The organism is Oerskovia jenensis (assembly GCF_016907235.1).
In the GTDB taxonomy this organism is placed as follows: domain Bacteria; phylum Actinomycetota; class Actinomycetes; order Actinomycetales; family Cellulomonadaceae; genus Oerskovia; species Oerskovia jenensis.
Map to the genome: position 1 here is coordinate 2,202,129 of NZ_JAFBBO010000001.1, position 26,024 is coordinate 2,228,152.

29 protein-coding genes are annotated in these 26,024 nt (G+C 73.5%); 14 read left to right on the top strand and 15 right to left on the bottom strand.

The genetic code is table 11. From position 1 onward, the window contains the following. The first annotated feature begins 31 nt into the window (after positions 1-31). The 6 genes from JOD49_RS09870 (at position 32) to JOD49_RS09895 (ending at position 5,842) form a co-directional block, all read left to right on the top strand. The gene (locus JOD49_RS09870; protein WP_205307028.1) at positions 32-355 is read left to right on the top strand and encodes an ester cyclase; all 324 of its coding nucleotides are present in this window, start codon (positions 32-34) and stop codon (positions 353-355) included. A 161-nt stretch (positions 356-516) separates the two neighbouring features. Beyond that, complete coding sequence (locus tag JOD49_RS09875; protein WP_239525188.1) at positions 517-1,485, top strand: DNA-3-methyladenine glycosylase family protein; 969 nt, start codon at positions 517-519, stop codon at positions 1,483-1,485. A gap of 245 nt (positions 1,486-1,730) precedes the next feature. Further along, complete coding sequence (locus JOD49_RS09880; RefSeq protein ID WP_205307029.1) at positions 1,731-2,789, top strand: iron-siderophore ABC transporter substrate-binding protein; 1,059 nt, start codon at positions 1,731-1,733, stop codon at positions 2,787-2,789. 13 nt (positions 2,790-2,802) lie between these two features. Then, positions 2,803-3,861: a FecCD family ABC transporter permease gene (locus JOD49_RS09885; protein WP_205307030.1), complete on the top strand. Its 1,059-nt coding sequence runs from the start codon at positions 2,803-2,805 to the stop codon at positions 3,859-3,861. Then, complete coding sequence (locus JOD49_RS09890; RefSeq protein ID WP_205307031.1) at positions 3,858-4,937, top strand: FecCD family ABC transporter permease; 1,080 nt, start codon at positions 3,858-3,860, stop codon at positions 4,935-4,937. The genes JOD49_RS09885 and JOD49_RS09890 overlap by 4 nt, the downstream gene beginning before the upstream one ends. Positions 4,938-4,939: 2 nt before the next feature. Further along, complete coding sequence (locus JOD49_RS09895) at positions 4,940-5,842, top strand: ABC transporter ATP-binding protein (RefSeq protein ID WP_205307032.1); 903 nt, start codon at positions 4,940-4,942, stop codon at positions 5,840-5,842. A gap of 97 nt (positions 5,843-5,939) precedes the next feature. Here the strand turns inward: JOD49_RS09895 and JOD49_RS09900 are convergent, their stop codons facing one another. Beyond that, on the bottom strand, positions 5,940-6,101 hold the full coding sequence (locus tag JOD49_RS09900; RefSeq protein WP_205307033.1) for a hypothetical protein: 162 nt from the start codon (positions 6,099-6,101) through the stop codon (positions 5,940-5,942). Between the two features lie 217 nt (positions 6,102-6,318). Beyond that, entirely contained in the window at positions 6,319-6,990 is a 672-nt protein-coding gene (locus tag JOD49_RS09905; RefSeq protein ID WP_205307034.1) for a DsbA family oxidoreductase, read from the bottom strand. 145 nt (positions 6,991-7,135) lie between these two features. On the opposite strand from JOD49_RS09905, the gene JOD49_RS09910 reads away from it, so the two are divergent. Further along, positions 7,136-7,405, top strand: a complete 270-nt coding sequence (locus JOD49_RS09910) for a hypothetical protein (RefSeq protein WP_205307035.1) — start codon at positions 7,136-7,138, stop codon at positions 7,403-7,405. A 103-nt stretch (positions 7,406-7,508) separates the two neighbouring features. Here the strand turns inward: JOD49_RS09910 and JOD49_RS09915 are convergent, their stop codons facing one another. The 6 genes from JOD49_RS09915 to JOD49_RS09935 form a co-directional block, all read right to left on the bottom strand. Beyond that, positions 7,509-8,117 (bottom strand): DinB family protein, encoded by a 609-nt coding sequence (locus JOD49_RS09915; RefSeq protein ID WP_205307036.1) that lies wholly within the window; start codon positions 8,115-8,117, stop codon positions 7,509-7,511. Between the two features lie 158 nt (positions 8,118-8,275). Further along, entirely contained in the window at positions 8,276-9,064 is a 789-nt protein-coding gene (locus tag JOD49_RS09920; RefSeq protein ID WP_205307037.1) for an SDR family oxidoreductase, read from the bottom strand. 166 nt (positions 9,065-9,230) lie between these two features. Further along, on the bottom strand, positions 9,231-9,491 hold the full coding sequence (locus JOD49_RS09925; RefSeq protein ID WP_205307038.1) for a metal-sensitive transcriptional regulator: 261 nt from the start codon (positions 9,489-9,491) through the stop codon (positions 9,231-9,233). Positions 9,492-9,502: 11 nt separating this feature from the next. Continuing rightward, on the bottom strand, positions 9,503-9,943 hold the full coding sequence (locus JOD49_RS09930) for a hypothetical protein (protein WP_205307039.1): 441 nt from the start codon (positions 9,941-9,943) through the stop codon (positions 9,503-9,505). Positions 9,944-9,984: 41 nt separating this feature from the next. Further along, on the bottom strand, positions 9,985-10,101 hold the full coding sequence (locus tag JOD49_RS20940; RefSeq protein ID WP_504739220.1) for a DUF8730 family Cys-rich protein: 117 nt from the start codon (positions 10,099-10,101) through the stop codon (positions 9,985-9,987). 41 nt (positions 10,102-10,142) lie between these two features. Then, complete coding sequence (locus tag JOD49_RS09935; protein WP_504739221.1) at positions 10,143-10,316, bottom strand: DUF8730 family Cys-rich protein; 174 nt, start codon at positions 10,314-10,316, stop codon at positions 10,143-10,145. 75 nt (positions 10,317-10,391) lie between these two features. Between JOD49_RS09935 and JOD49_RS09940 the strand changes: the two genes are divergently transcribed. Beyond that, positions 10,392-12,239 (top strand): FAD-dependent oxidoreductase, encoded by a 1,848-nt coding sequence (locus tag JOD49_RS09940; RefSeq protein WP_205307040.1) that lies wholly within the window; start codon positions 10,392-10,394, stop codon positions 12,237-12,239. An 88-nt stretch (positions 12,240-12,327) separates the two neighbouring features. After that, positions 12,328-12,870: an ASCH domain-containing protein gene (locus tag JOD49_RS09945; protein WP_205307041.1), complete on the top strand. Its 543-nt coding sequence runs from the start codon at positions 12,328-12,330 to the stop codon at positions 12,868-12,870. Positions 12,871-13,125: 255 nt separating this feature from the next. Here JOD49_RS09945 and JOD49_RS09950 read toward each other — a convergent pair whose 3' ends face one another. Then, positions 13,126-14,424, bottom strand: coding sequence for an ROK family transcriptional regulator (locus tag JOD49_RS09950; RefSeq protein WP_205307042.1), 1,299 nt, complete (start codon positions 14,422-14,424; stop codon positions 13,126-13,128). Positions 14,425-14,638: 214 nt separating this feature from the next. Here JOD49_RS09950 and JOD49_RS09955 point away from each other — a divergent pair, with 214 nt between their 5' ends. After that, positions 14,639-15,307 (top strand): GNAT family N-acetyltransferase, encoded by a 669-nt coding sequence (locus tag JOD49_RS09955; RefSeq protein ID WP_205307043.1) that lies wholly within the window; start codon positions 14,639-14,641, stop codon positions 15,305-15,307. Between the two features lie 9 nt (positions 15,308-15,316). On the opposite strand, the gene JOD49_RS09960 is transcribed toward JOD49_RS09955, so the two are convergent. Then, complete coding sequence (locus JOD49_RS09960; protein ID WP_205307044.1) at positions 15,317-15,511, bottom strand: hypothetical protein; 195 nt, start codon at positions 15,509-15,511, stop codon at positions 15,317-15,319. Between the two features lie 216 nt (positions 15,512-15,727). On the opposite strand from JOD49_RS09960, the gene JOD49_RS09965 reads away from it, so the two are divergent. Both JOD49_RS09965 and JOD49_RS09970 read left to right on the top strand, forming a co-directional pair. Next, positions 15,728-16,357, top strand: coding sequence for a histidine phosphatase family protein (locus JOD49_RS09965; protein ID WP_205307045.1), 630 nt, complete (start codon positions 15,728-15,730; stop codon positions 16,355-16,357). A 48-nt stretch (positions 16,358-16,405) separates the two neighbouring features. Continuing rightward, entirely contained in the window at positions 16,406-16,930 is a 525-nt protein-coding gene (locus JOD49_RS09970) for a PH domain-containing protein (protein WP_205307046.1), read from the top strand. A gap of 72 nt (positions 16,931-17,002) precedes the next feature. On the opposite strand, the gene JOD49_RS09975 is transcribed toward JOD49_RS09970, so the two are convergent. Further along, positions 17,003-17,698: an MOSC domain-containing protein gene (locus tag JOD49_RS09975; RefSeq protein ID WP_205307047.1), complete on the bottom strand. Its 696-nt coding sequence runs from the start codon at positions 17,696-17,698 to the stop codon at positions 17,003-17,005. 230 nt (positions 17,699-17,928) lie between these two features. Here JOD49_RS09975 and JOD49_RS09980 point away from each other — a divergent pair, with 230 nt between their 5' ends. Next, entirely contained in the window at positions 17,929-19,482 is a 1,554-nt protein-coding gene (locus JOD49_RS09980; protein ID WP_205307048.1) for an APC family permease, read from the top strand. Between the two features lie 113 nt (positions 19,483-19,595). Here the strand turns inward: JOD49_RS09980 and JOD49_RS09985 are convergent, their stop codons facing one another. Together JOD49_RS09985 and JOD49_RS09990 are read right to left on the bottom strand one after the other, a co-directional pair. Continuing rightward, positions 19,596-21,329 carry a M20/M25/M40 family metallo-hydrolase gene (locus JOD49_RS09985; protein WP_307822481.1) on the bottom strand — a complete coding sequence of 578 codons (1,734 nt, stop codon included), beginning with the start codon at positions 21,327-21,329 and terminating at the stop codon, positions 19,596-19,598. A 150-nt stretch (positions 21,330-21,479) separates the two neighbouring features. Next, positions 21,480-21,989 (bottom strand): hypothetical protein, encoded by a 510-nt coding sequence (locus JOD49_RS09990; RefSeq protein WP_205307049.1) that lies wholly within the window; start codon positions 21,987-21,989, stop codon positions 21,480-21,482. Positions 21,990-22,086: 97 nt separating this feature from the next. Between JOD49_RS09990 and JOD49_RS09995 the strand changes: the two genes are divergently transcribed. Beyond that, entirely contained in the window at positions 22,087-22,824 is a 738-nt protein-coding gene (locus tag JOD49_RS09995) for an MIP/aquaporin family protein (protein ID WP_205307050.1), read from the top strand. Between the two features lie 91 nt (positions 22,825-22,915). Here JOD49_RS09995 and JOD49_RS10000 read toward each other — a convergent pair whose 3' ends face one another. Beyond that, complete coding sequence (locus tag JOD49_RS10000) at positions 22,916-23,593, bottom strand: TetR/AcrR family transcriptional regulator (RefSeq protein ID WP_205307051.1); 678 nt, start codon at positions 23,591-23,593, stop codon at positions 22,916-22,918. 74 nt (positions 23,594-23,667) lie between these two features. Continuing rightward, positions 23,668-25,986 (bottom strand): YhgE/Pip family protein, encoded by a 2,319-nt coding sequence (locus tag JOD49_RS10005; protein ID WP_205307052.1) that lies wholly within the window; start codon positions 25,984-25,986, stop codon positions 23,668-23,670. Between the last annotated feature and the right edge of the window lie 38 nt (positions 25,987-26,024).

Here is a 26,024-nt window from a genome sequence, read left to right on the forward strand (position 1 = left end):
CGCACCGGGCGGGCGACTTCATGGCCCCCTCGTGCGCGCGCACCAGGTCCAGGCCGAGGACCCCACCACGGTCGAACGCACGCCCGAGCAGTACGCCGAGCACGTCGAGGAGATGATCGCGGCCTACGGCCCGTTCCGGCTCACGATCGACGAGGTCCTCGTCGCGGGCGACAAGGTCTACGTGCGCTGGACCCAGGAGGGGAACCACCTGGGAGAGATCGACGGCCACGCCCCGACGGGGCGACCCGTGGTCCAGGTCGCGAGCTGCGTGTACCGGGTCGAGGACGGACGGATCGTCGAGTACTGGATGCAGATCGACCGGGCGGGCCTGGCCGCGCAGCTGACCGCCGGCTGAGCCGACCGGGCCGCCCGGTGCGCCCGGTGCGCCCGTGCCGCCCGGTGCGCCGAGAACGAGGTTGCGGTCGTTCCGGGGATCACGGCGACCTCGATCCCGTTCTCGGCGAACCTGCTTGGCGGCCAGGCCGAGGGCCCAGGTGGCGGTGCGACACTGGGGCGATGACCGCGTCCCCGCTCCCCGCACCGGCGCTCGTCCGGTCGGGACCGGCCGACCCGCTCCCCCTCGCCCTGCGCTCCGAGCGCCCGCTCGACCTGCGCGCGACGCTCGCGAAGCTCGCCCGCGGCCCCTACGACCCCACGTTCCGCGTGGTGCCGGGCGGCCCGCACGCCGGGACCTGGCGCACGAGCCTCTTCCCCACCGGCCCCGTGACCTACCGGCTGGTGCAGGCGGGGGTGCGTGACGTCGTCGGGCAGGCGTGGGGGCCCGGGGCGGACGAGCTCGCCGCGTCCCTCCCGTCGCTCCTCGGCGAGCCCGACGACGCAGCCTCCTTCGCCCCTCCCGCCCGCCTCGCGGACGCGCACCGCAGGCACCCCGGGCTGCGCGTCCCCCGCACCGGGCGGGTGCTCGAGGCCCTGGTGCCCGCAGTCCTGGAGCAGAAGGTGCAGACCGTGACGGCGCACCACGCGTGGCGCTGGCTGCTCGCGCGGTACGGGACGCCCGCGCCGGGGCCCGCGCCCGAGGGCATGCGCGTGGTCCCCGACGCCCGGACCTGGGCCACGATCCCCACGTGGGACTGGCACCGGGCGGGCGTCGACCCGCGGAGGGCGCGGACCGTCGTCGAGTGCGCGCGCGTCGCACGCCGGCTCGAGGAGTGCGCCGCGATGGACCCGGCCGCGGCGCAGGCGCGGTTGCAGCTCGTGCCCGGGGTCGGGGTGTGGACGGCCGCGGAGGTCGCGCAACGGGCGCTCGGCGACGCGGACGCGCTGTCGGTCGGGGACTTCCACCTGGCCAAGGCCGTCGGGTGGGCGCTGACCGGCGAACGGACCGACGACGCCGGGATGCTGGCGCTGCTCGCGCCCTACGCCCCGCACCGGTACCGGGTCGTGCGTCTGCTCGAGCTGTCGGGCCTGGGGCACGCGCCGCGGCGAGGCCCGAGGCTCTCGATCCAGGACCACCGAGGGAACTGAGCACGAGGTTCCGCGCGGTCGAGCACGGGGTCGAGGTCGCCAGAGTCGTCAGAACGGCCTCAACCCCGTGCTCGGCACCGCAAGGCCACCGGCCAGTCTCCGACACGACTCGGCCGGGAGATGACAGCGCGTTGTGAACCATCCCACTGGGTCGCACGGGCTCCCTCCGTCGAGGGCTCCCAGGTCATGAGGTTAGCCTTACCTCTAGCACCACCACCCCCGTGCAGCACCGACCGAGGAGCATCATGTCTCGCACCGTCTCTCGACGGCTCCGGCCCGCAGCGCTGGTCGCCGCGACCGTCGCCACCGCGTTCGCCCTGGGAGCCTGCTCCGGCGGGTCCACCGACGACGCCTCGTCGCCCGCGGGCGGCAGCGCCGCAGCCGAGGGCGCCTTCCCCGTGACGATCGAGAGCGCGCTCGGCGAGGCCGTCATCGAGGAGAAGCCCGAGCGCGTCGTGACGTGGGGCTGGTCGACGCAGGACGCCGTCCTCGCGCTCGACGTCGTGCCCGTCGCGATGCCCGCCTACAAGTACGGCGGCAACGCCGACGGCGTGCTCCCCTGGGTCGCCGAGAAGCTCGACGAGATGGGCGCCGAGACGCCGACGCTGCTCTCGGGCGGCGACACGAGCGAGGTGCCGTTCGAGGAGGTCGTGGCCGCCAAGCCCGACGTCATCCTGGCCCCCTACTCGGGCGTCACGCAGGAGGAGTTCGACAAGCTCTCCAAGATCGCTCCCGTCGTCGCGTACCCGGACCAGCCGTGGGCGCTGTCCTGGCAGGACCAGCTCGACATCGTCGGCAAGGCCCTGGGCCTGTCGGAGGAGGCCGACGCGCTGCTCGAGGAGACCGACGCGGGCATCGCCGCGCAGTCGGACGCCCACCCGGTCATCAAGGACAAGACCTTCCTGTACGCCGCGGCCAACACGGCCGACCAGCTCAACGTCTACCGCGCCGAGGACCCGCGCGTGCAGGTCGTCGAGGACCTGGGCATGACGCTCTCCCCGAGCGTGAAGGAGCTCGACGCAGACCCGTCGTCCGGGACGTTCTGGTACCCGCTGAGCTACGAGAACGTCTCCAAGATCGAGACCGACGTCCTCATCATGTACTTCGCGACGCAGGCCGACGTCGACACGTTCGTGGCCGACCCGGTCATCGCCGCGATGCCCACCGTGGCCGAGGGCCGCTTCGCCCCGATCGTGGGCGAGTCCTTCGTCATGGCGTCGAGCGCGCCCACGGTCCTGTCCATCCCGTGGATGCTGGACCAGTACGTGCCGCAGCTCGCGGCCGCCGCCGAGAAGGTGTCGTAGTCTCACACCACTCATGAGCACGACCCACAGCACGGATGCCGGCACGGGCCGGGCGACCTCTCGTCGCCCGGCCCGTGCTCGGCGTCTCGTCGTGGGGCTCGCGGTCCTGGTCGTCGCGCTGGCCGCGGTGTGCGCGCTGAGCCTCGCGGTCGGGGCCAACGCCCTGCCGCTGAGCGTCGTCATGGACGCCCTCACGAGCTACGACCCGACCAACCCCGACCACCTCGTGGTGATCGAGAAGCGCGTGCCCCGCACGCTCGTGGGCCTGGTCGCGGGCGCCGCGCTCGGCGCCGCGGGCACCCTCATGCAGGGCCTGACGCGCAACCCGCTCGCCGACCCGGGCCTGCTCGGCATCAGCGCGGGCGCGTCGCTCTTCGTGGTCGGCGCGATCTCGTTCTTCGGCGTCTCGCAGGTCGGCGGCTACGTGTGGTTCGCGTTCGCGGGCGCCGCGGTCGCGGCCGCCGTCGTCTACGGCGTCGCGAGCGTGGGGCGCGAGGGCGCGACCCCGGTCAAGCTCGCCCTCGCCGGTGCGGCCGTCACGGCCGCGCTGACGTCGGTCGTGACGGCCGTCCTCCTGGTCGACCGTGCCGCGCTCGACCTCATGCGCTTCTGGCAGGTCGGCTCGCTCGCGGCGCGCGGCTCGACCGTGGTGTGGCAGGTGCTGCCGTTCGTCGTCGTGGGCCTGGTCCTGGCCCTCGCGCTCGGCCGCTCGCTCAACGGCCTGGCCCTGGGCGACGACGTCGCGCGCGGTCTCGGGCAGGACGTGACCCGCACGCGCGTGGTCGCGGGCGTCGCGATCGTGCTGCTGTGCGGGGCCGCGACCGCGGCCGTCGGACCTGTGGCCTTCGTGGGGCTCGTCGTCCCGCACGTGGCGCGCTACGTCGTCGGGCTGGACTACCGGTGGGTGCTGCCGTACGCGGCCGTCGCAGCGCCCGTGCTGCTCATCGGGTGCGACGTGATCGGGCGCGTCGTGGCCCGTCCGGGCGAGCTCCAGGTGGGCGTGGTCACGGCCGTCGTGGGGGCTCCCCTGTTCATCGCGCTCGTGCGGCGTGGGAAGACGGTGTCGCTGTGAGCGCCCCGACCACCGTCCCGCACGGCCTGCCCGACGGCGCCTCTCCCCCGGGCGTCGACGTCGCCCGGGCCTCGCGTCACCGCGGGCGGGTGCGCGAGGCGCGACTGGTCACGGGCCTGTCGGTCGCGCTCGTGGTGCTCGCCGCGGTCGGGATGACGCTGGGCGACGCGTCCGTGCCGTTGTCCGGGATCCTCGACACGGTCCTGGGACGAGCCGACGTCCTCACGCAGTTCGTGATCGTCGAGCTGCGCCTGCCGCGCCTCCTCACGGCCCTGGTCGTCGGGGCCGCGCTGGGCCTGTCGGGCGCGCTCTTCCAGTCGATCGTGCGCAACCCGCTCGCGAGTCCCGACATCATCGGGATCACGCAGAGCGCGAGCGCCGCCGGCGTCCTGGGCGTCGTGGTGCTGGGGATCAGCGGGCTCGCGCTCACGGGCCTGGTGCTCGCCGGGTCGCTCGCCGCGGCCGTCGCGATCTACCTGCTCGCGTGGCGCGGCGGCGTGGCCGGGTACCGGCTCGTCCTGATCGGGATCGGCGTCGCGGCCCTGTGCATGAGCGTGGTCTCGTGGGTCCTCACGACGAGCGACGTCCGCGACGCGCAGGCCGCGCTCGTGTGGATCACGGGCTCGCTCGCGCGCTCCGACTGGTCGACGCTCAACCCGCTGCTCGTCTGCTTCGCGGTGCTCGTGCCGCTCACGGCCTTCCTGGCGCCGCGGCTGCGCTCGCTCGAGCTGGGCGACGACGCCGCGGCCGCGCTCGGCATCCGCGTCGAGCGCTCCCGGCTCCTGCTGATCCTCGTGGCCGTGGGCCTCGCGGGCTCGGCCGTCGCGGTCGTGGGTCCCGTCGCGTTCGTCGCGCTCGTCGCGGCCCCCATCGCTCGCCGCACCCTGGGCGACGGGCGGCTCGCGCTCGTGCCCGCCGCGCTCGTGGGTGCCCTGCTCGTGCTCGGCTCCGACCTCGTCGCACAGTTCGCGATCCCCGACGTGACGCTGCCCGTGGGCGTCGTCACGGGCATCGTCGGCGCCCCCTACCTGCTGTGGCTGCTCGTGCGCACCAACCGTTCCGGACGCGGAGGCTGAGAATGACCGACCACCCCGAGACCGCCGGGGGCGCGCCCGAGGCGCGCGACGCCGTCGGGCCTCCTGCCGACGCACGGACCGCCGCTGGACCTGCTGCCGCGCGCACCGCCGGGACGCACACGCTCGCCGCCGAGCACGTCTCGCTCGCGTACGACGAGCGCCGCGTCGTCGAGGACCTGAGCCTCACGGTCGCGGCCGGGAGGATCACGTCGATCGTCGGCTCCAACGGGTGCGGCAAGTCGACGCTGCTGCGCGGCCTCGCGCGCCTGCTCAAGCCCGTGGGCGGGGCCGTCCTGCTCGACGGCGAGGACATCCGCACGCTGCCCACCAAGCAGGTCGCGACCACGCTCGGCCTGCTGCCGCAGAGCCCCGTGGCCCCCGACGGCATCACGGTCGCCGACCTCGTGGGCCGCGGCCGCTACCCCCACCAGGGCTGGTTCCGGCGCTGGACCGCGGACGACGACGAGGCCGTGGCCGACGCGCTCGCCTCGACCGGGACGCTCGACCTCGCCGAGCGGTCCGTGGACGAGCTGTCGGGCGGGCAGCGGCAGCGCGTGTGGATCGCGATGGCGCTCGCGCAGCGCACCGACCTGCTGCTGCTCGACGAGCCGACGACGTTCCTCGACATCGCGCACCAGATCGACGTGCTCGACCTGCTCGTGGACCTCAACGAGTCGCGCGGGACCACGGTCGTCATGGTGCTGCACGACCTCGACATGGCGTGCCGCTACTCCGACCGCCTCGTCGCGATGCGCGACGGCCGGGTCCACGCCGAGGGCGCACCGGGCGACGTCGTGGACGCGCAGATGGTGCGCGAGGTGTTCGGCCTGGACTCGCTCGTCGTGCCCGACCCGATCACGGGGACCCCGACGCTGGTGCCGATGGGCCGTCACCACCGAGGCTGAGTCGCGCGCGCTGCCCAGAACGGGGTTGGGGCCGTTCCGAGGGGCAGAGCGGCCTCAACCCCGTGCTCGAGCGCACGGGAGGGTCAGCACGGGAGGGTCACTCGGGGAGAGCGCACACCCCGTCGACGCACACTGCGGCGTCGTCGTTGCCCATCATCGTGAACGGGGCAGCGGCCTCGGCGGCCGAGACCGTCATGAGGGTCGTGCGACGCGGGTTCGCGATCGAGTGGAAAGGGTTGTCCTGCATGGTGTCAGTCATGGGATCTCCTGAGGTCACGTGCTGCGATGCTCGTGGGTGGTGGGATGGCCGGCCGTCTCGACGGGCGGACGCCTGCGGGGCCACCGGGACCAGCGACGCTGCGGGTTTCCGACAGTCTGGCTGATACTCGGTCGCATTCGCTACCGCTCCTGCTGTGATCTCGGTCGCATTCCACCCGGTAGGTGGAGGCAGCGCGGGAGCGGGACGAGCCGGGGTGTCAGGCCACGGACTCCGCGGCGTCCGCGACGACCTGGTCGAGGACCTGCGTGAAGACGGCCGGGTCCTGCGCGCCCGACACCCCGTACTTGCCGTTGAACACGAAGAACGGGACGCCGCTGATGCCGTAGGCGCGGGCCTGCGCGATGTCCTGCTCGACGGCGTCCTCGAAGTCACCGTTCTCGAGGGCCGTGCGGACCTCGTCGGCGTCGAGGCCGACCTCGGCCGCGAGCGCCGCGAGCTCCTCGATGCGGCCGACGTGACGACCCTGCTCGAAGTACGCCTTGAGGAGGCGCTCCTTCATCTCGACCTGCTTGCCGCGGGACTTCGCGAGGTGCAGCAGCTCGTGCGCCTTGAGGGTCTTGGTGTGCTGGAGGGCGTCGAAGTCGTACGCGAGCCCCTCGGCTGCGGCGACCGTCGTCATCTGTCCGAGCATCTGCTCGACCTGACCCGCGGGCATGCCCTTGTGCTTGGCCAGGAAGTCGACCTCGGTCCCCTCGAAGTCGACCGGGGTGTCCGGCGCGAGCTCGAACGAGTGGTACTCGATCTCCACCTCGGGGGCGTCGTCGCGGCCCGCGAACCCGGCCAGCGCCGTCTCGAAGCGGCGCTTGCCGACGTAGCACCAGGGGCACGCCACGTCGGACCAGATGTCGACCTTCACCTTTTCGCTCATGACCGTTCTCAACCGCCGCGACGGGCCGTGGATTCCCCGCAGCGGTGTGATCCTGGCGACGGCTCTCCGGTTGCGGGCCGACCAGCCCTGTGACGAGGATTGCGGCGTGCCCACTACGGGGCATTCGGATGAATCAGGGGAAAACATGCGAAACAAGGTCATCGGAGCCCTCGTCTCTGCAGCACTCGGCGTCACCGCTCTGGTCGGAGCTGCGGCTCCGGCGAGCGCGGCGCCCCACAGCGGCCAGGCCGCACCTCTCAGCGGGCAGGTCGCACTCCTCAGCTCACAGGTCGTCGGTGGCTTCACGACGCTGGCGAGCTGCAACGCCGGACGCGCCGAGTGGCGCAACCGCGGGTACATCGTCGGCTCCTGCACGTACGCGGGCGGCGAGTACCGCTTCACCGCCCGGCGCTGACCGACGACCTCGGCGACGTCGCCGAGAGGACTGCTACGGTCCCGTCCGCAGAGCACGACGGCGCGCCGCCCCGTGGGGGGTGGCGCGCCGTCGTCGGGTCGACTCAGCCCGCGTGCCGCGCCCGGTACAGGTCCTGCAGCACCATGATCTCGGCGCCGTGGTGGATGAGCTCGCGGTTCATGTGGAGCACGAGGTGCCCGAACGGCGCCTGGGCGTCGATCTCGGTCGCCTGGCTGAGCCCGACCGTGAACACCTCGTCGTCGGGCAGCCCGTCCACGCCGTCACGCCACAGGTCGACCCAGCGCGTGAGCCCTTCGATCGCGGGGTCCACCTCGCCCGAGAACGCGACGGCGTCGCGCCGGGCGATGCGGTCGCCGAACGTCCACTCCCACCGCTCGAAGAACGCCTCGGTCAGGTGCGCGACGAGCCACGCGATGGTCCGTGGCTGCGGCGAGTCCGAGCCCTCGGGCCACTCCATGACCCACTCACCGACCCCGAGCGTGCGGGGCGAGCGCTCCTCCCCACGCCGCACGACGCGCAGCGCGTCGGGTCCGGGCTCCCACTCGAACTCGTCCTGGTCGAGCGTCACGAGACGTCCCAGCACCTCGAGCCAGGAGAACCCGAGCTGCCCGCGCACCATCGCGAGCGGGGTCGGGACGGTCAGCACGGACCAGTCGAAGACGGGGCTGCCGTAGGTCGCGTCGTCGCTCATGGGTGGCTCCTGGGGGTCGCTCCTGCCCGACGGCGTCGCTCGCCCGGGCGTCCTGCTCACCTTCGCGATCATCCCCCGGGGTGTGCGCGGTCGCCTCCCGGGCAGCGACGGCGGAGGTGCCGGGCCGGGGCGGGCACCGCGCGCGGGCGGGCCGACCGTCAGCGGCGCGGGATACCGGTGATCAGGCCGCCGTCGACCACGAGCTCGGCGCCCGTCGTGTACGACGAGGCGTCGCTCGCGAGGAACACGATGGTCTGCGCGATCTCCGTCGCACGGCCCGGGCGCCCCAGGGGGATGTCGAGGCGCTCGGGGTCGATGCGCGAGGTCATGCGGGTGCGCACGTAGCCGGGGTGCACCGAGTTGACCCGGATGCCGAACTCGCCGAGCTCGACCGCGAGCGACTGCGAGAGTCCCCGCACGCCGAACTTCGCGGCCGTGTAGGCGTGCACCGCGGGGCTGCCCCGCAGGCCGTCGACCGACGAGATGTTGACGATCGAGCCACGGCCCTGCGCCTTCATGACGGGGACGACCGTGCGGCAGCCGAGGAACACGCCCGTGAGGTTCACGGCCAGGACCGCGTCCCACCTGGCGGTGGTGAACTTCTCGATCGGTGCCGTGCTGGCGATGCCCGCGTTGTTGACCAGCACGTCGACGGTGCCGAGGTCCGCGACGACGCCCTCGACCACCCGAACCCATGCGGTCTCGTCGCTCACGTCGAGGTGGACGAACCGGGCCCGGTCGCCGAGCTCGGCCGCGAGCGCCGCCCCCTGCTTGTCCGCGATGTCGGCGACCACGACGTCGGCTCCTGCGGCGTGCAGCGCGCGGACGGCCCCTTCGCCGATCCCGCGGGCGCCGCCCGTGACGAGCGCGACCCGCCCGTGGAGCGCCCCGGCACCGGTGCCCGTACCGGCCCGCTCAGCTTCCGCACCGCTCTCCGTCCGCGCCATGGCTCCCCCTCGGTCGTGCCGAGCGGTCGCGTCGGCTCGTCGTCACAGTAGGGGAACCGCACGTCGCGCGACAGGGGACGGCCCGCACGGCTGCCACCGTCCCGGTGCGGGCGAGAGCGCGGCGGGCGCTGCGCCGTCGGGCCGCGGGGGCCGCCGGGCGGGCAGGCTAGGTCAGCGACAGGAAGAGCTTCTCGAGCTTCTGCACGTCCGCCGGGCCGTTCTCCTCGTCCGTGAGGCACTGCTTGAGGCCCGAGGCGATGATCGCGAACCCGGCGCGGTCGAGCGCCTTGGACACCGCGGAGAGCTGCGTCACGACGTCGGCGCAGTCGCCGCCCTCGTCGACCATCCGCACGACTGCGGCAAGCTGCCCCTGGGCGCGCTTGAGCCGGTTCGAGACCTTCTTCATCTCGTCCTTGTCGAGCTCCATGACTCTTCCTCTCATCGCGCGCACGCGTCGCGCGTGCTGCTCGTGCGCTGCGCCAGCCCGAACAGGACAACAGCCAGTGCGGGCAGCGCCATCCCGACCTGGTGCGGCGCCTGACCGACCAGGAACACGGCGGCGAGCACCGTGCCGCCCGAGACGACGGCGCACGGCGAGCACCCGAGGGTATCCCGCCAGGACTCGCCCCGGGCCGGGACGTAGCTCGCGAGCGTGAGGCCGCCGACGACGGCCACGGCCGCGAGCAGCCCCACCCACAGGGGCGGGATGCCGTGGGCCCAGCCCCCGCCCGCCGCCACGAGCAGCGCCAGCAGCCCGGGAGCGAGCAGCGCGCCGACGACGAGCCGTCGCCTGCCCCATGCCGGTCGCCGCAACTGGACGGGCAGCGGAGCGGCCTCGTGCTCGGGCACGGTCAGCGGGACCGCCAACGGTTCCAGCACCGTCGACGCCACGTCTGGCGCGGCGTGCCGGGGCGCCGGGCTCATGGGCAGGTGCAGCGTTCGGAGGGCTCGAACTCGGCGAGGACCTCGTCGGCGTGCAGGCCGCAGCCGGTCCAGGTGATCTTGCGGCAGGTTCCGCAGCGGGCGGGGCTGCACATGGTGGTTCTCCTCGTGGTCGTGGTGGCGGGGTGGGGGCGGGTCAGCGCTTGAAGAGGCGCGAGAGGAAGGACCCTTGGGCGGGTGCCTTGGCCTCGGCGGCGTGGCCCTCGCAGCGGTCGGCGCGGGGTACGCCCCGCAGGACCTGGTCGACGTGCTGGCCGCAGCCGGCCCACGTCGTCTTGCCGCACTTCTTGCAGGTCACAGCTCTGCACATGGTGATCCTCCTGATCGGGTTGAGGATCAATATACCCCCAGGGGTATAGTGCTTCTCGACCCCCAGGAGGAAAGCATGAAGATCGTCATCGTCGGAGGCGTCGCGGCAGGCATGTCCGCGGCGACCCGTCTTCGCCGTCTGTCGGAGGACGCCCGGATCGTCGTCCTCGAGGCGGGCGACCACGTCTCGTTCGCCAACTGCGGCCTGCCCTACTACGCCGGAGGAGTCATCGAGGACCGCGACGCGCTCCTCCTCCAGACCCCCGAGTCGCTCGCCGCCCGCTTCCGGATCGACGTCCGTGTCCGCCACCGCGTCACGGGCGTCGACGCCGCCGCGCACACGGTCACGGTCCGCGACCTCGCCACGGGCGAGGAGACCGTCGAGACCTACGACCGGCTCGTGCTGAGCCCCGGGGCCCGTCCGATCGTCCCGCCCGCCCTCGGCATGGAGCGCGCCCTCGTGCTGCGCGACGTGGCCGACGTCGACCGGATCGTCGCCGCGATCGACGGCACGGGGTCGGACGGCACGGGGTCGGACGGCGCGCTCGCCCCGACGACGCCCGGCTCCGTCGGGTCACCTGGCCGGACACCCGCCCGCTCGGCCGTCGTGATCGGCGGCGGGTTCGTCGGGGTCGAGGTCGCGGAGAACCTCGTCCACCGCGGCCTCGACGTCACGCTCGTCGAGCTCGCCGACCAGGTCCTCGCCCCGCTCGACCCCGAGATGGCGATCCGCGTCCAGCAGGAGCTCGAGGCCCACGGCGTCCGCGTGCGCACCTCGACGCAGGTCGCCGCGCTCGGCCCCGACACCGCCGAGCTGTCCTCGACCGACGGCTCGCCCCGCGGCACGGTCCCCGCGGACCTCGTGGTCGCCGCGATCGGCGTCCGTCCCGACGTCGAGCTCGCGGTCCTCGCCGGGGCGCAGGTCGGGCCCCGCGGCGGCATCCTCGTCGACCAGGACCTGCGCACCTCGGTGCCCGACGTCTACGCCGTGGGCGACGCCGCGACCAAGCGCGACGCCCTCGCCGCGACGGACCCGGGCGGCTCGACCTCGGGCGACGAGCCGACCATCCTCATCCCTCTCGCCAACCTCGCCAACCGGCACGGGCGCCACGTCGCCGACGTGATCCTCGGGCGCCGCAGCGGCCTGCGCCCCTCGATGGGGACGGCCGTCGTCGGGGTGTTCGGGCTCACGGCAGCGAGCGTCGGACGCTCCGAGAAGCGCCTGCAGGCCGAGGGGCGCCCCTACCGCGCGATCCACACCCACCCCGTCCAGCACGCGGGCTACTACCCCGGTGCGACCCAGATGGCCCTCAAGCTGCTCGTCGACCCCGAGACCGACCTGATCCTCGGCGCGCAAGGAGTCGGCCGCGACGGCGTCGACAAGCGCATCGACGTCATCGCCACCGCCGTCGCGGGCGGGCTCACGGCCTCCGACCTCGCCGACCTCGAGCTCGCCTACGCGCCCGCGTACGGCTCGGCCAAGGACCCCGTCAACATGCTGGGCTACGTGGCCGACAACCTCCGCACGGGCGAGACCCGCGCGGTCCAGTGGCACGAGCTCGACGCGCTCGTCGCCCGGGGTGCGACCGTCGTCGACGTCCGCACGGCGGGAGAGCACGCGCGCGGCACGGTCGAGGTAGCGGCCGTCGCGGACGCGGCTGACGGCTCTGACGGGCCTGGCTCGCTGCCCGCGCTCAACGTCCCGCTCGACGAGCTGCGCGACCGGGCCGCAGCCGAGATCCCGGCCGGGGCACCCGTCGTCGTGCACTGCCAGGTGGGGCAGCGCGGGCACACCGCCGCGCGGCTGCTCACCCAGCTCGGGTACGACGTGCGCAACCTCGACGGCGGATACCTCACGTGGCGCGACGGGACGCTCGCCCGGCGCGCAGCCCGCACCGAGGAGCTCGCCGCGTCCGGAGCCTGACCGGGAGGAGGGTGCGGGCACCCCCGCACCCTCCTCGCCCGGTCGAAAATGCCTCGGCCGGGCACGGCGCCCGATGGGACCATCGGGCATGACCGACGCCCTCGCTCCCCACCCGCCCACCGAGCTCCCGCCCGTCGACACCCTCGCCGGCGACGCGTTCTGGGCCGACTACGCCGCCGCGCACCCGGACGCGGTCGCCCTGTGCGGTGAGTACACGGTCGAGCGGTTCGGCGACTCCCCGACGCTCTCCGACGCCCTGCTGCGCGAGGTCACGCACGGCGCCAAGCGCGCGACGGCGGAGCTCGCCTCCGAGTTCGCCGCCCGCGGCGACGCCCTCCCGCGCGTCGGGTCGCACTGGGTCGCGTGCGACGGCGCAGGGCGCCCTCGCGTGATCCTGCGCAGCATCGAGCTGCGGCTCGGGACCTTCGGCTCCGTGGACGCGGCCTTCGCGTGGGACGAGGGCGAGGACGACCGGTCGCTCGAGAGCTGGCGACGCGAGCACAGGAAGTACTGGATCCGCACGTGCGCGGCCCGGGGTGCGCAGTGGTCCGAGGACGAGGAGATCGTGCTCGAACGCTTCCAGGTGGTCTGGCCGCCCGAGCTCGCCGATCGTTCGGCCCACGACGCCTGACGGTCCGCGCCGGCAGGCCGCGAACCCTGCCTACGATGGTCCGGTTCCCTTCACCGCGCGCGGACGTCCGTGCGCGGGACCTCGACCCGGCAGGAGCCCCATGCCCGTCCGTCCCCGCACCGTCCTGCTGATCTCGGTGGGGGTCGCCGTCGTGCTGCTCGGGTCCCTCGTGGTCTTCCTGTCGATCGTGGGGCTCGACGGCGTCGCCTGACCCGTCGGGCGCAGACACCGCGGCGCTCCCTGGCGTGGCCCGGATCAGGGCGCGGTGACGCTCCCCGCCCCGAAGACGCGGCGCCTGGCCTCGTCGAGAGCTGCCGCGAGCGCCCCCTCGACGACGCCGTCGCCCTGCGCGGTGGACAGGAGCACCGGTGCCGGCGCCCCGTGCCCCGTGCGCAGCGCCGCGGCGACGCGGTCCCGCAGGGCCTCACCACCGGCGGCGGCCACCCCACCTCCGAGCACCACGGCGTCCGGGTCGAGGACTCCGACCGCCATGCGCAGCACGACCGCGAGGCGGCGGGCGAGGTCGTCGAGGAAGTCCCCGGCACGGCCCGTCGGGTCGAGGGCCGCCGACACGAGCGCGCTCGACGCGGCCTCACGGACCTCGGAGAGGCGCGCGACGTCGTCCGCCCGGCGCGCCGAGGCGGGCGCGATGCGCAGCGTGTCGAGGGGCGCGGAGTCGAACGGAGCCAGGCCGTGGGCCTGCGCGAGACGCGCGACGCCGTCGAGCTGGACGAGGTCGGCGACGGTGCTCCGGCCTCGAGGTGCGCGTCCACGGCGAGCCGGGTCGAGGACGGGGACGCGGTCGATCTCGCCCGCCCCGCCGTGACGGCCGCGGCGGATGCGGCGGTCGAGCAACGTCGCGGCACCGACGCCCTGGTCGACCCACAGGACGAACAGGTCCCGGACGTCGGCCAGGTCCTCGCGCGCGAGCTCGGCGAGCGCCACGAGATTGACGTCGTTCTCGACCGTGACCCGCACGTCGAGCGTCTCGGTGAGCTGCGCCTCGACGTCGTGGTCGTTCCAGACCGCGAGGTGCGGGGCGTAGGCGAGACGGCCGGTCGCGGGGTCGACCGACCCCGGGAAGCCGACGACGACCTGGAGCAGGTCGGTGCGGGCGATCCCGGCCCGCTCACAGGTCTCGTCGACGACGGCCCGGACGAGGTCGAGGTGCGCGCCCGGGGAGTGCTCGTCGGCGGTCCACGTGACCGCGCGCTCCGACCTGCCGAGCACCTGGTCGCCGAGATCGGCGACCAGGACGGAGACCTTGCCGACCGTGACGTCGACCCCGGCCGCGTACCCCGCGGCGCCCCGCAACGTCCAGACGACGGCTCGCGGTCCGGGCCGACCGTCGCGGTGCCCCGAGCGCTCGACGAGGCCCGCGGCCTCGAGCCGCGCGACGAGGGTCGCGGTCGCGGGCTTGGACAGCCCCAGCCGCTCCTGGAGACCTGCGGACGTCATGGGCCCGTGCCGGAACAGCGCCTCGAGCGCGGCTCCGTCGTTGAGGGCGCGCAGGGCCGTCGCGTTGCCGACCCTCTTGGGGCTGTCCGTGCTCACGGCGTCGTTCTCCTCCTCCGGCCCCGGCGTGCGCGGTGCTCGGGCTCAAGAGTGCCCGAAACCCGAGGCTGCGCAGTAGCCGTCGAGGCCGACGACACGGTGATCGTCTGTAAACTTGACTGCCAGCACATCCTCCGTCGACCGCACGTGGCCGCGCCCAGACGACGCGACCGGGAGCGCCCGGCGACCCCCGCCCCCGAGGAACAGCACCACCGTGAGAATCCGGCCCTCCGCGCCCCAGGACCTGGACGCGCTGTACGACATCTGCCTGCGCACGGGCGACAACGGCCGCGACGCGACCGGCCTCTACGCCGACCCGCGCCTGCTCGGCGAGGTCTACGCCGCGCCCTACGCCATCCACGACCCGTCGCTCGTGACCGTCCTCGTCACCGACGACGACCGCGTCGTCGGCTACGTGATCGGCTGCCGCGACACGGTGGCCTTCGAGGAGTGGCGCGAGCGCGAGTGGTGGCCACCCCTGCGCGATCGGTACCCGCTGCCGGACCCTGCCGACCGGTCCCCCGACGCGCGCCTGGTCCGTCAGATCCACGACCGCTCCGCAGGACCGTCGCGTCCCTGGCTCGTTGAGCCCGCGACACACCCCGCGCACCTGCACATCGACCTGCTGCCCGAGGCGCAGGGCACCGGCTGGGGACGACGCATGATCGAGCACCTCCAGGGCCGGCTCGTGGACCTCGGCGTCCCTGGCCTGCACCTCGGCGTGGGCGGCGAGAACCACGGCGCGATCGCGTTCTACACGCGGCTGGGCTTCGAGCCCCTCTCCGCTCCCGACGACGGCGGGCTCACCCTGGGGACGAGGCTCGGTACCCAGGCCGTGGCCCGGCCGGAGGACGTCCCGTCCGGTGCTGTGCGCGCCGGGTAGTCGACGCGGTCAGACCACCTCGTGCGCACCGGTCCACGACGCCACCGTGCGGTCGTCGGAGGTCTGCAACGAGAACGAGGTGAGCGGCAGGTTCCCGCTCCGCTTGCGTGACCGGACGACGTCGAGCGCCGCCTCGTCGGTCTCGGCCTCGAACGGCTCGCCTCGCAGCGCAGCGGTCGACGTCAGGATCGAGTAGGTGGTCATGACGGACGAGCCTAGGGCCACGAAGGGTTCCAGGACGACCCCCGACTCGGTCACAGTGCACGCCCGCCCCTCCTCCGACGCCCGGCGGCGACGCCTCCCGCGACGCTCCCGGGTCGCCCCGGACGTGCCGCACCCGGGCGCGCCGGACGCCCTGCGGGTGCTCCGCCGTCGGGCCTGGGGGATGCTCGGAACAGCACCCCGACCCCGGAGGACCCCATGCCCGACCCCCAGCTCGTGCTCCTGCGGCACGGTGAGACCGAGTGGAGCCGCTCCGGCCAGCACACCGGCACGAGCGACATCCCCCTGACCCCGCTCGGCGAGGACCAGGCCCGGGCGGCCGGGGCGTTCCTCGCGGGACGGTCGTTCGCGCTCATCCTGCGCAGCCCGCTGCTGCGCGCCCGGCGGACCGCCGAGCTCGCCGGGTTCGGCGACGCGGTCGCCGACCCGAACCTCGCCGAGTGGGACTACGGCCCCGTCGAGGGGCGCACGGCCGACGACGTGAGCCGGGAGATCGGGCGCGACTGGCTGATCTTCCGCGACGGCGTGCACGTCGTGCCCCGCACCGCCGGGCCCCCGGGCGAGCCGGGGACCCGCCACGGCGAGACGCTCGACGACGTCGCCGACCGGGCACGGACCGTCGTACGGCGCGTCGACCCCGTGCTGCGCGACGGCGGCGACGTCCTGCTCGTCGCGCACGGCCACCTGCTGCGCGTGCTCGCCGCGGTGTGGCTCGAGCTGGGGCCCGCGACCGCCGCCCGGTTCGAGCTCGGGACCGCGAGCGTCAGCCTGCTCGGCCACGGGCACGGGCTGCGCACGGTCGAGGGGTGGAACCTGCCGACGGCCTGACCGGGACACCGTGCCGCACCGCCCGCCCGAGATGGCACGATGCTCCCCATGAGCGTCAACAAGAACCTCGCCGAGGGCGAGACCGTCGTCCTGGAGCTGCGGACCCACCCCAAGGCCCTGTTCCTCCCGATCCTGGTCCTGGTCCTGATCGTGGCCGCCGCGACGGCGATCCTCTGGTTCTCCCCCGAGCACCCCGTGATCCTGTGGGGCACGCTGGGCGTGGCGGCGGTCGCGGCGTTCGTGTGGGTCGTCGTGCCGCACCTGCGCTGGCTGACGACCAAGTACACGGTGACGACCAAGCGCCTGTCGACGCGCACGGGCATCCTCACGCGCACGGGACGCGACATCCCGCTCTACCGCATCAACGACGTCACGTACGAGAAGGACCTGGTCGACCGCCTGTTCGGCTGCGGGACGCTCATCATCTCGGACGCGACGGCCAAGCCCGGCATGACCCTGCCCGACGTCCCGCACGTCGAGGAGGTCCAGGTCCGGCTGCACGAGCTGCTGTTCGCGGCCGACGACGGCTCGGACGACGGCGAGTGGCCCCCGGCCGAGCCGCGGCGCGCCTGATGCGCGCTGAGTGCGGAGTACTTGTCGTCGAACGGGCGATCCGGCGACAAGTACTCCGCACTCAGCGACGGATCAGCGGACCGCCCGCTCGGCGCGCTCCCGCACCTCGGCCGACAGCCGGACCTCACCCTCGGCCTCGGCCGCGAGCAGGCGCTGCGAGACCTCGACCGTCGTGCCCGCGACGCGCGCCCCGAACCAGTCCGCGACGCTCACGCCGTGCGAGGGCCGGTACGCGACCTCGACCGCGTCCCCGGCCCGCACCTCGCCCGGGGTCACGACCCGCAGGTACGCGCCCGTGCGGTTCGCGTCGGTGAACCGCTTGACCCAGCGGTCCTCGCCGAGCCGCCGCGCGAACGTCGAGCACGGCGTGCGCGGGTGCGTGACCTCCAGGACCGCGGACCCCACCTGCCAGCGCTCGCCGATCAGAGCCCCGCTCGCCGCGACGCCGCGCGTGCGGAAGTTCTCCCCGAACAGCCCGGGCGTGACCTCGTAGCCGAGCTCGGCCGCCCAGTGGTCGGCGTCCTCCTGCGAGTACGCGTACACGGCCTGCTCCTCGCCGCCGTGGTGCGCGCGGTCGGCCTGCACGTCGGCGTACAACCCCAGCGGGCGGACCTTGACGGGTCCCTCGACGGGCCGCTTGTCGATCGCGGTCACGCCGACGGCGCCCGCGTCGGGCAGCAGGACGTGCACGCGGCACACCGCGAGGAGCTCACCGGTCGCGCCGAGCGGCGCACCGGGACGGGCAGGGGCCGGGGTCGAGAAGGTCATCGGAGGATTCTCCCAGGTCGTGCCGCCGCTCCGGCCCGACGGCGGCGCACCGGCACGTCCGTCCCGTCGGCCTGCGCGGGGGGAGGGTCGCCCCGGCTCGGCCGTCCTCGGTCGGCATGGGCGTCGCCCTCCCCGGGACGGCCCCCGGGGTGACCACGACGTGCGGAGGCGGGCTGCGCCGTCGGGCACTCCACCGCGCGTGATGGCGACCCGCCGGATAGACTGGAGCGATGGCCACAGGTGTTCTACGACTCAAGTCCGTCGAGGAGTCCCTCGCAGCCTTCGAGGACCCCGAACGGTCGCTCAAGCGGGACCTCAACGCCTGGGACCTCGCGGTCATGGGGGTCGCGGTCGCGGTCGGGGCGGGCATCTTCTCGGTCGGCGCGACGGCCGCCGCGAACTTCGCCGGGCCGTCGGTCATCATCTCGTTCGTCATCGCCTCGATCGTGTGCGCGCTCGCGGTCATGTGCTACGCCGAGTTCGCCTCGGCGCTGCCCATCGCGGGCTCGGCCTACACGTTCTCCTACGCGACCATGGGCGAGCTCGTCGCGTGGATCATCGGCTGGGACCTCATCCTGGAGATGCTGCTCGCGGCGTCGGTGATCGCGAAGTTCTGGGGCATCTACCTCGCGGACGCGTTCTCGCTGTTCGGGGTGGACCTGCCGCTGACCATCCCGATCGGTCCCGTGGACCTCGAGTGGGGGCCCGTGTTCATCGTCGCGGTCTTCACGACGCTCCTCGCGATCGGGACCAAGCTCAGCAGCCGCATCAACAGCGTGTTCACGATCATCAAGGTCGCGATCACGCTGTTCGTGATCGTCGTCGGCTTCTTCTACGTCAAGGCCGAGAACTACACGCCGTTCATCCCGCCGTCGCAGCCAGCGCCCGAGAAGTCGGCGCTCGAGCAGCCCCTGTTCGGCTTCCTCACGGGCCTCGAGCCCACGACGTACGGCGTCATGGGCCTGCTCGCGGGAGCGGCGCTCGTGTTCTTCGCGTTCATCGGGTTCGACGTGGTCGCGACCACCGCCGAGGAGGCCAAGGACCCGCAGAAGACCATCCCCAAGGGCATCCTGAGCGGCCTCGCGGTCGTCACGGTCCTCTACATCCTGGTGACGCTCGTCGTCACGGGCATGGTCTCCTACACCGACCTCGCGGCCTCCGACGACCCGTCGCTCACCACGGCCTTCATCCTGGTGGGCGCGGACTGGGCCGGGCGCGTCATCTCGGTCGGCATCCTCATCGGGCTGACGACCGTCATCATGGTGCTCCTCCTGGGCCTCACGCGCGTCATGTTCTCGATGAGCCGCGACGGACTGCTGCCGCGCGGCGTCTCCAAGACCTCGCACCGCTTCCACACCCCGGTCCGCCTCCAGGTGGGCGCGGGCATCGTGGTCGCGCTCATCGCGGGGCTCGCGCAGGTCGAGCTGCTCGAGGAGATGATCAACATCGGGACGCTGTCGGCGTTCGTGCTCGTGAGCTTCGGCATCCCGATCCTGCGCCGCTCGCGCCCCGACATCGAGCGCGGGTTCCGCGTCCCCTGGTCGCCCGTGCTGCCCATCTTCTCGGGCGTCGCGTGCCTGTGGCTCATGACGAACCTGACGACGCTCACCTGGCTGCGGTTCCTCGTGTGGGTCGTGATCGGGCTCGTGATCTACGCGTCGTTCGGGTACCGGCACAGCCTGCTCTCGAAGCGCAACGTGGCGGCGCGCGAGGCGGAGGCGGCCGCAGCGGCCGGCCCACCGGGTTCGCCGGGTTCCCCGGACGCCCCGGCCCCACCGGCCTGACCTCGCCGCCGGGCGCAGCCGCCGAGGTAGAGGGTTCCCGTCGAGGTAGAGGGCCCGAACCCTCTACCTCGACGGTCGGCCTCTACCTCGGCGACCTCGGTCTCACGGGCGGGTCAGCAGGTGAGCGCCGCGTAGTCGAGCGTGTACGACTCCTGCGACCCCGTGTCGTCCCACGCCCTGACGGTCACGCTGCCCGCGGCGAGCGCACCGGACCGGGTGTTGAACTTCTGCTGCGCGATCTTGCCCGGGTTGACGTGGTTGAACGTCTTCTCCCCGAACGGCGTCGTGATGCGCACGTCGAGCGGGCGGTCCTCGCCGTTGGTCGTGACGACCGAGAGCTGGACGACGTCGCCCGTGCACCGCGCCGTCGCGGCGAGGTCGGTCAGCTCCGGATCGACGGGCGAGACCACGCCGTTGATCGCCGACGTGTCCGCCGCGAGCGACGCCGTGGCGTGTGCGATCGCCTTGGACGTGATGTCGAGCGCGACGGGGTCGATGTTGGCGATGTCGTCGTTCACCGAGTGGTAGTTGGGGTCCTGCCAGATCCCCGCGGTGCCGCCGAACAGCGCGACCTCGGCCTCGGTCTTGACGTCGTCGGCGCCCGTGAACAGACCCGACGCCGGGACGCCGTTCGCGATGAACGCCTGGTAGTCCGAGCGGCCCGAGAACTCCGAGTCGACCCACGCCTGCCCGATCGAGTCGAAGTAGTCCGTGAAGACGTCCTCGGTCTCGGGCGAGCCCGGCGGCACCTCGACCGGAGCCGGGTACGTCGACTCGTCGGCGTCGTAGACCCCGATCACGTAGTTGGGTGAGCCCACCATGTCGAAGTTCAGGTACGTCGCGATCTGGTCGAGCGCGGCCGGGTCGTTCGCGACGAGGTCGTCGACGTAGTGCGTCGACCCCAGCAGCCCCACCTCCTCGGCCCCCCACCAGGCGAAGCGCACCTGGTTGTCGAGCGGGCCGCCGTGCTCGGCGAGCTGGACCGCGGTCTCGAGGATCGCGGCCGAGCCCGACCCGTTGTCGTTGATGCCCGGCCCCTCGGGCACCCCGTCGAGGTGCGCACCGATCATGACGACGTTGTCCGACCGGCCCGTGCTCGTCTCCGCGATGACGTTGAACGTCTCGTGCTGGACGATCGAGGTCTGGAGCACGTAGGTCGCGCTCGTCTGCCCGCCCGCGACCCCCGCGATGATGGCCTGCCCGTCGGCCTGCGTGATGCCGACCGTGGGCACCCACGCGTCGCTGGGCCCACCGAGCGTCGGGCTGATGGGGCCCGCCGTGTTGTTGTAGATGATGACGGCCGCAGCCCCCGCGGCGGCAGCGTGCTCGACCTTGAGCGAGAAGTTGCAGGACCCTCGGCTGACCAGGGCGACACCGCCCGTGGCCGCGACCCCGGCCCACGCGTCGGCCGTGCAGCCCTGCTTGAGGGCGTCGGCCGGCTGGACGACCGGTCCCGTGACACCTTCCGGCGGGGTGTCGGGCGCGAACTCCGCGGGGAAGACGCTCTGCGTGACCGCGACCCCGCCGGCCGTGAGCGACAGCTCGTCGGTGTTCTGGTCCTCGAAGGTGAAGTACTGGCGCACGGGCGTGTACCCGGCGTCGGTCAGGACCTGCTCGACGTACGCGGCGCTGGCCTCGTACCCCGGGGTCTCCAGCGCGCGGTTGCCGCCGTTGGCGTCCGCGATGGCCTGGAACTGCTCGAGGTGCTCCATGACGGCCGCGCCCGAGACGTGGTCCTCGAGCGGGGCAGGTGGTGCCGGCGGCGCGGCGGCGGCCGGCGGGACGAACACCGCGGCGAGCCCCAGGCTCAGCGCGGCGACGGACGGGACGATCGGACGTGTTCTCACACTCGTTCTCCTCCACTGGTCTCCCAGCAGCAGACCGCACACTCGACGCGACGCTGCGGGGAGTTCGGTTGTCGCGAGCGTACGGGCAAGGTGCGAGACGCGACACAGGAACGGGAACCCGTCGAGGGCGACGGCGACACCCGCCCAGGACTACGGGACCGTCCCGACCCCGTCCAGCGGGGTGATGAGCGCCCACCCCTCGCCGGACCCGGGGAGCTGGAACGACTCGGCGTCCTTGAGGTACAGGCGCACCTCGCCGTCGACGTCGAGCGGGTCGCCCTCGGGGTACCCCTCGCCCGAGCACGTCGGGGGCGTCGAGACGACCTCCAGACGTTCGCCCGGCTCCGCATCTCCCTTCGCGACCGACCCGACGTCGACCGACCACACGTTCGCCTCGGCACCGAACATCGAGCGGGTCCCGGCCTGCTCGACGACGGTCGCGTCGACCACGAGCTCAGCCTGCTCGGTCCGGGCCGCGTCGTCCGGGAAGGACGCCCAGCTCACGCACGTCTCGCTCCCGGTCCCGGCCACGCAGGCAGCGAGCAGCAGGGTCAGCACCCCCGCCGCGGCCACCACGACCGGTGGTGCGACGACAGACCGCGGCGAGCGACGCCGTCGGGCCTGCCGTACCCCGGGACCTGCCTGAGCCTCATGCTCCATGACCGGCAGTGTCCCCGATCCCCGGGGATCGCGCGAGGCCCCGTCTCGCGGGGTGTCGCGCCGCCCGCCCGCACCCCACCCCTGGCAGGGTGTGCGCATGGATCCGGACTACTCCCTGGCGGTGCGTGCCGCGTGCGAGTTCATCGGCACGGCGATTCTCATCATCATCGGCAACGGCACGGTCGCGAACGTGCACCTCAAGGGGTCCAAGGGGTACGGCGGCGGCTGGAGCCTCATCGCGATGGGCTACGGGTTCGGCGTCATGATCCCGGCCCTGATGTTCGGCGGGATCAGCGGCAACCACATCAACCCGGCGTTCACGATCGGGCTCGCGACGTGGGGCCTGTTCCCGTGGGCCGACGTCGCGCCGTACGTCGTCGCGCAGATGCTGGGCGCCATCGCGGGGCAGCTCGCGATCGTCGCGACCCACAAGCCGTACTACGACCGCACCACGAACACCGACGACGTCCTCGCGACCTTCTCGACCGTCAACGCCGCGCACAGCCGCGTGAACGGGTTCGCGAACGAGCTGCTGGGCTCGGTCATCCTGTTCTCGTGCGCCCTGGCGATCGTCAACTCGCCCCTGACCACGACCGAGCCCGGGCTCGCGCACATGGCCCTCGGCTTCCTCGTGTGGGCGCTCGTCGCGGGGCTCGGCGGACCGACCGGCCCGGCGCTCAACCCGGCCCGTGACCTCGGACCGCGCATCGTGCACGCACTCCTGCCCCTCAAGCACAAGGGCCCCTCCGACTGGGGCTACGCGTGGGTGCCCGTCGTCGCGCCGCTGCTCGCGGGGCTCATCGGGGTGGGCTGCTGGAAGCTGCTGCTGGGCTGAGCCGTGCAGCGGCCCGACGGCGGAACGAGCGTCCCGCTGTCGCGTGACCCTCGGCGGGCGCGTACGTCGCCCGCGGCCGGCGGGGCCGCGCTCAGAGGCCCGCGACCAGCTCCAGCACCGCGGCCAGCACCTCGCCGAACCCGCGCTCGGGCTGGAACACGAGCCATTCGAGGCCCGCGACGAGCGTGGCCCCGAACACCGACGCCGCGAGGAGCGACACGTCGTCCCCGGGCCGTTCCTCGCGCAGCGCGGCCGCGTAGAACTCGATGACGCGCGCACGGATGTGCCCGACCGTCTCCTGCCACTCGCGCCCGACCCGGAAGACCTCGGCCGCGAGGAGCTTGGCGAAGTCGGGGTGGGCGCGGATCTGCTCGAGGAGCGACGCGATGAGCGCGGCGAGCGCCTCCTTGCCCTGCAGGCCCCCGCGGGCCTCGGAGAGCGTGAGGGTGAGGCGTTCGAGCCCGCCCGTGAGCGCGGCCTCGAACACGTCCGACTTGGACCCGAAGTTGTAGTAGACGCTGCCCTTGGCCACGCCCGCGGCGGCCGCGATGTCCTCGACGGACGTGGCCGTGAAGCCCTGGTCGGCGATGAGGCTCACGGCCGCGTCGATGATCTGCTGCCGGGTCCCGGCACGGCGGGCCGCGAAGGCCTGCTCGCGCCGGGTCCCGGCCGGTTCGCCCGGGGTCGCGGGCTCACCGGTGACACCCGGCTCAAGGGGCCCGACGGCGCCCGGTCCGTCCGCCGTCGGGTCCACCTTGGTCGTCGTCATCGTTCGTCCAGCCTCTTCGTCGTGGTGCGTGGTGCGTGGTCGTGCGGTCGCCGTGGGCTCCTGCGGGGCCGGCGTCAGATCTCGAGCGCGGGGTGCAGGCGGTCGAGGGTCCAGGTGCGCATGCGACCCGCCCGCCAGGCGCTGATCGCCAGCGACGCTAGCAGCAGCACGCCGAGGTAGACCACCGCGAACCAGAGCCGTCCGTCGACACCTCCCGTGATGGTCTGGCGCAGCCCGTCGACCGCGTAGCTCATGGGCAGCAGCGGGTGGATGGCCTGGAAGAACGCGGGCGTGGTCTGCACGGGGTAGGTGCCGCCCGAGGACGCGAGCTGGAGCATGAGCAGCGCCAGGATCGCGACCTTGCCCGCGGCCGGGCCGAGCAGCGCCATGAGGGCCTGCTGGAGCGCGAGGAACGTCGCGGCGACGAGCGTCGTGAACGCGAGCGTCCCGAGCGCGTGGGTCATGTCGAGGCCCACGCCCCAGTGGATGACCGCGAGCATCACGGCGACCTGCGCGAACCCGATGCACAGCGCGGGCAGGAACCCGGCGAGCGTGGTCCGCAGGCCCGAGGCGGGCGTCGCGAGGGCCCGCGAGGGCAGCGGGCGCATGAGCAGCCAGGTGATGAGCGCGCCCACGAACAGGGCGAGCGGGATGAAGAACGGCGCGAACCCCTCGCCGAAGCCCTCGGCCTCGGCGAGGTCGTGGTCGGCGACGGTCACGGGGGCCGCGATGACGTCGGCGCGCTGCTCGCGCAGGGCGGTGCCGTCGTCGGGGATGGCCTCGGACCCTTCGGCGAGCTTGTCGGTCAGGGTCTGCGCACCGTCGGTGAGCTGCGCCCCGCCGTCGGCGACCTGGGTGGCGCCGTCGGCCAGCGTGCTGGTGCCGTCGGCGAGCGCCCCGGCGCCGGCCGCGGCGGACTGCGCACCCGTCGCGAGCTGCTGGGCGCCCGAGTAGAGGGACGAGGTGCCGGCGGCGAGCGTGCCCGCTCCCGACGCGAGCGAGGCGTTCCCGGCCGCGAGGTCGGAGGCACCGCCGCGCAGGGTCGTGAGGCCGTCGCTCAGGTTCGCGGCCCCGGCGGCCACGCCGTCGACGCCGTCGCGGACGGTCTGCGTGCCCGAGCCCGGGTGGAGCTGCGCGTCGATCTGCGCGGCCCCGGCAGAGGCCGTCTTGAGGCCGGTCGAGAGGGCGGGCAGCCCGGCCGCGACCTGCTTCGAGCCGTCGGCGAGGGCCTGGAGCCCGGCCGCGCTCTGGGCGAGCTCGGCGTCCGAGGGGAGCTGGCCGAGGGCCTGCTGGTTCGCGGCCGCGAGCGCCTGCGCCCGGGGGTCGGCCGAGGCGCCGAGCGTCGCGGCGTTCTGCTGGAGCAGCGCGCGGAGCGTGGGGACACTGCCGGTGAGCGAGGTGACCTGTCCTTGGACCTGCGCGACGCCGTCGGACACCTGCTGGGCGCCCGCGGCGGCCTTGTCGGCCCCTGCCACGAGGCCGTCTGGGGCCGTGAAGCCCGCGACGAGCTTCTGCGAGCCGTCGGCGAGCTGGACCAGGCCCGACTGCGTCGTGGCCGCACCGGCCGCGAGGGCCGAGGCGCCGTCGGCCGCGGACGAGGCGCCCGCGGCGAGCTTCGAGGCGCCCGCGCTCGCGGAGGACGCGCCGTCCGACAGCGCACCCGCACCGGTCGCGAGCTGCCCGGCACCGGTCACGGCGGATCCCGCACCGTCGGCGAGCCGGTCGATCCCCGACGCGAGCGTGCCCGCGCCGTCGGCGGCGGACGTCGCGCCGTCGGCGACCTGCGTCGCGCCGTCGGTGAGCTGACCGCTCGCGGCGGTGAGCGTGAGCGCGCCGTCGGAGGCCTGCGCGAACCCGTCGCGTGCGCTGCCGAGGCCCACGAGGACCTTGTCGACGGCCTGCGCACCGATCTCCTCGCGCACCGCCCCCTGGACCTGCGTCATGGCGCTGCGGCCCAGGGTCGTCGCGAGGAACGAGTTCGCGTCGTTGTACGTGACCATGAGCTGCGCGGACTGCGGGTCGTCGCCCGCGGCGCTCGCGATGCCCTCGGAGAAGCCCTCGGGGATGATCAGCGCGAAGTAGTAGGTGCCGTCCCTGACGCCCTTCTCGGCCTCGGCCGCGTCGACGCGCGCCCACTCGAGGTCGCCCGAGTCGACGAGCGTGGACGTGACCTCCTCCCCTGCGTCCAGGCGTTCACCGTCGACCTCGGTGCCGGTGTCGGCGTTGACGATCGCCACGGGCAGCTTGTCGAGGTTGCCGGTCGGGTCCCAGAAGGCCCAGAGGTACATGGCCCCGTAGAGCAGGGGCACGAAGATCATCGCGCCCACGGCGAGCTTGGGCAGGAGGCCGCGGCGGAAGCGCCGCAGCTCCGTACCGGTGGAGGTCCAGGACATCACGAGAGGTGTTTTCCGTTCTGTTCGTGCGAAGGATG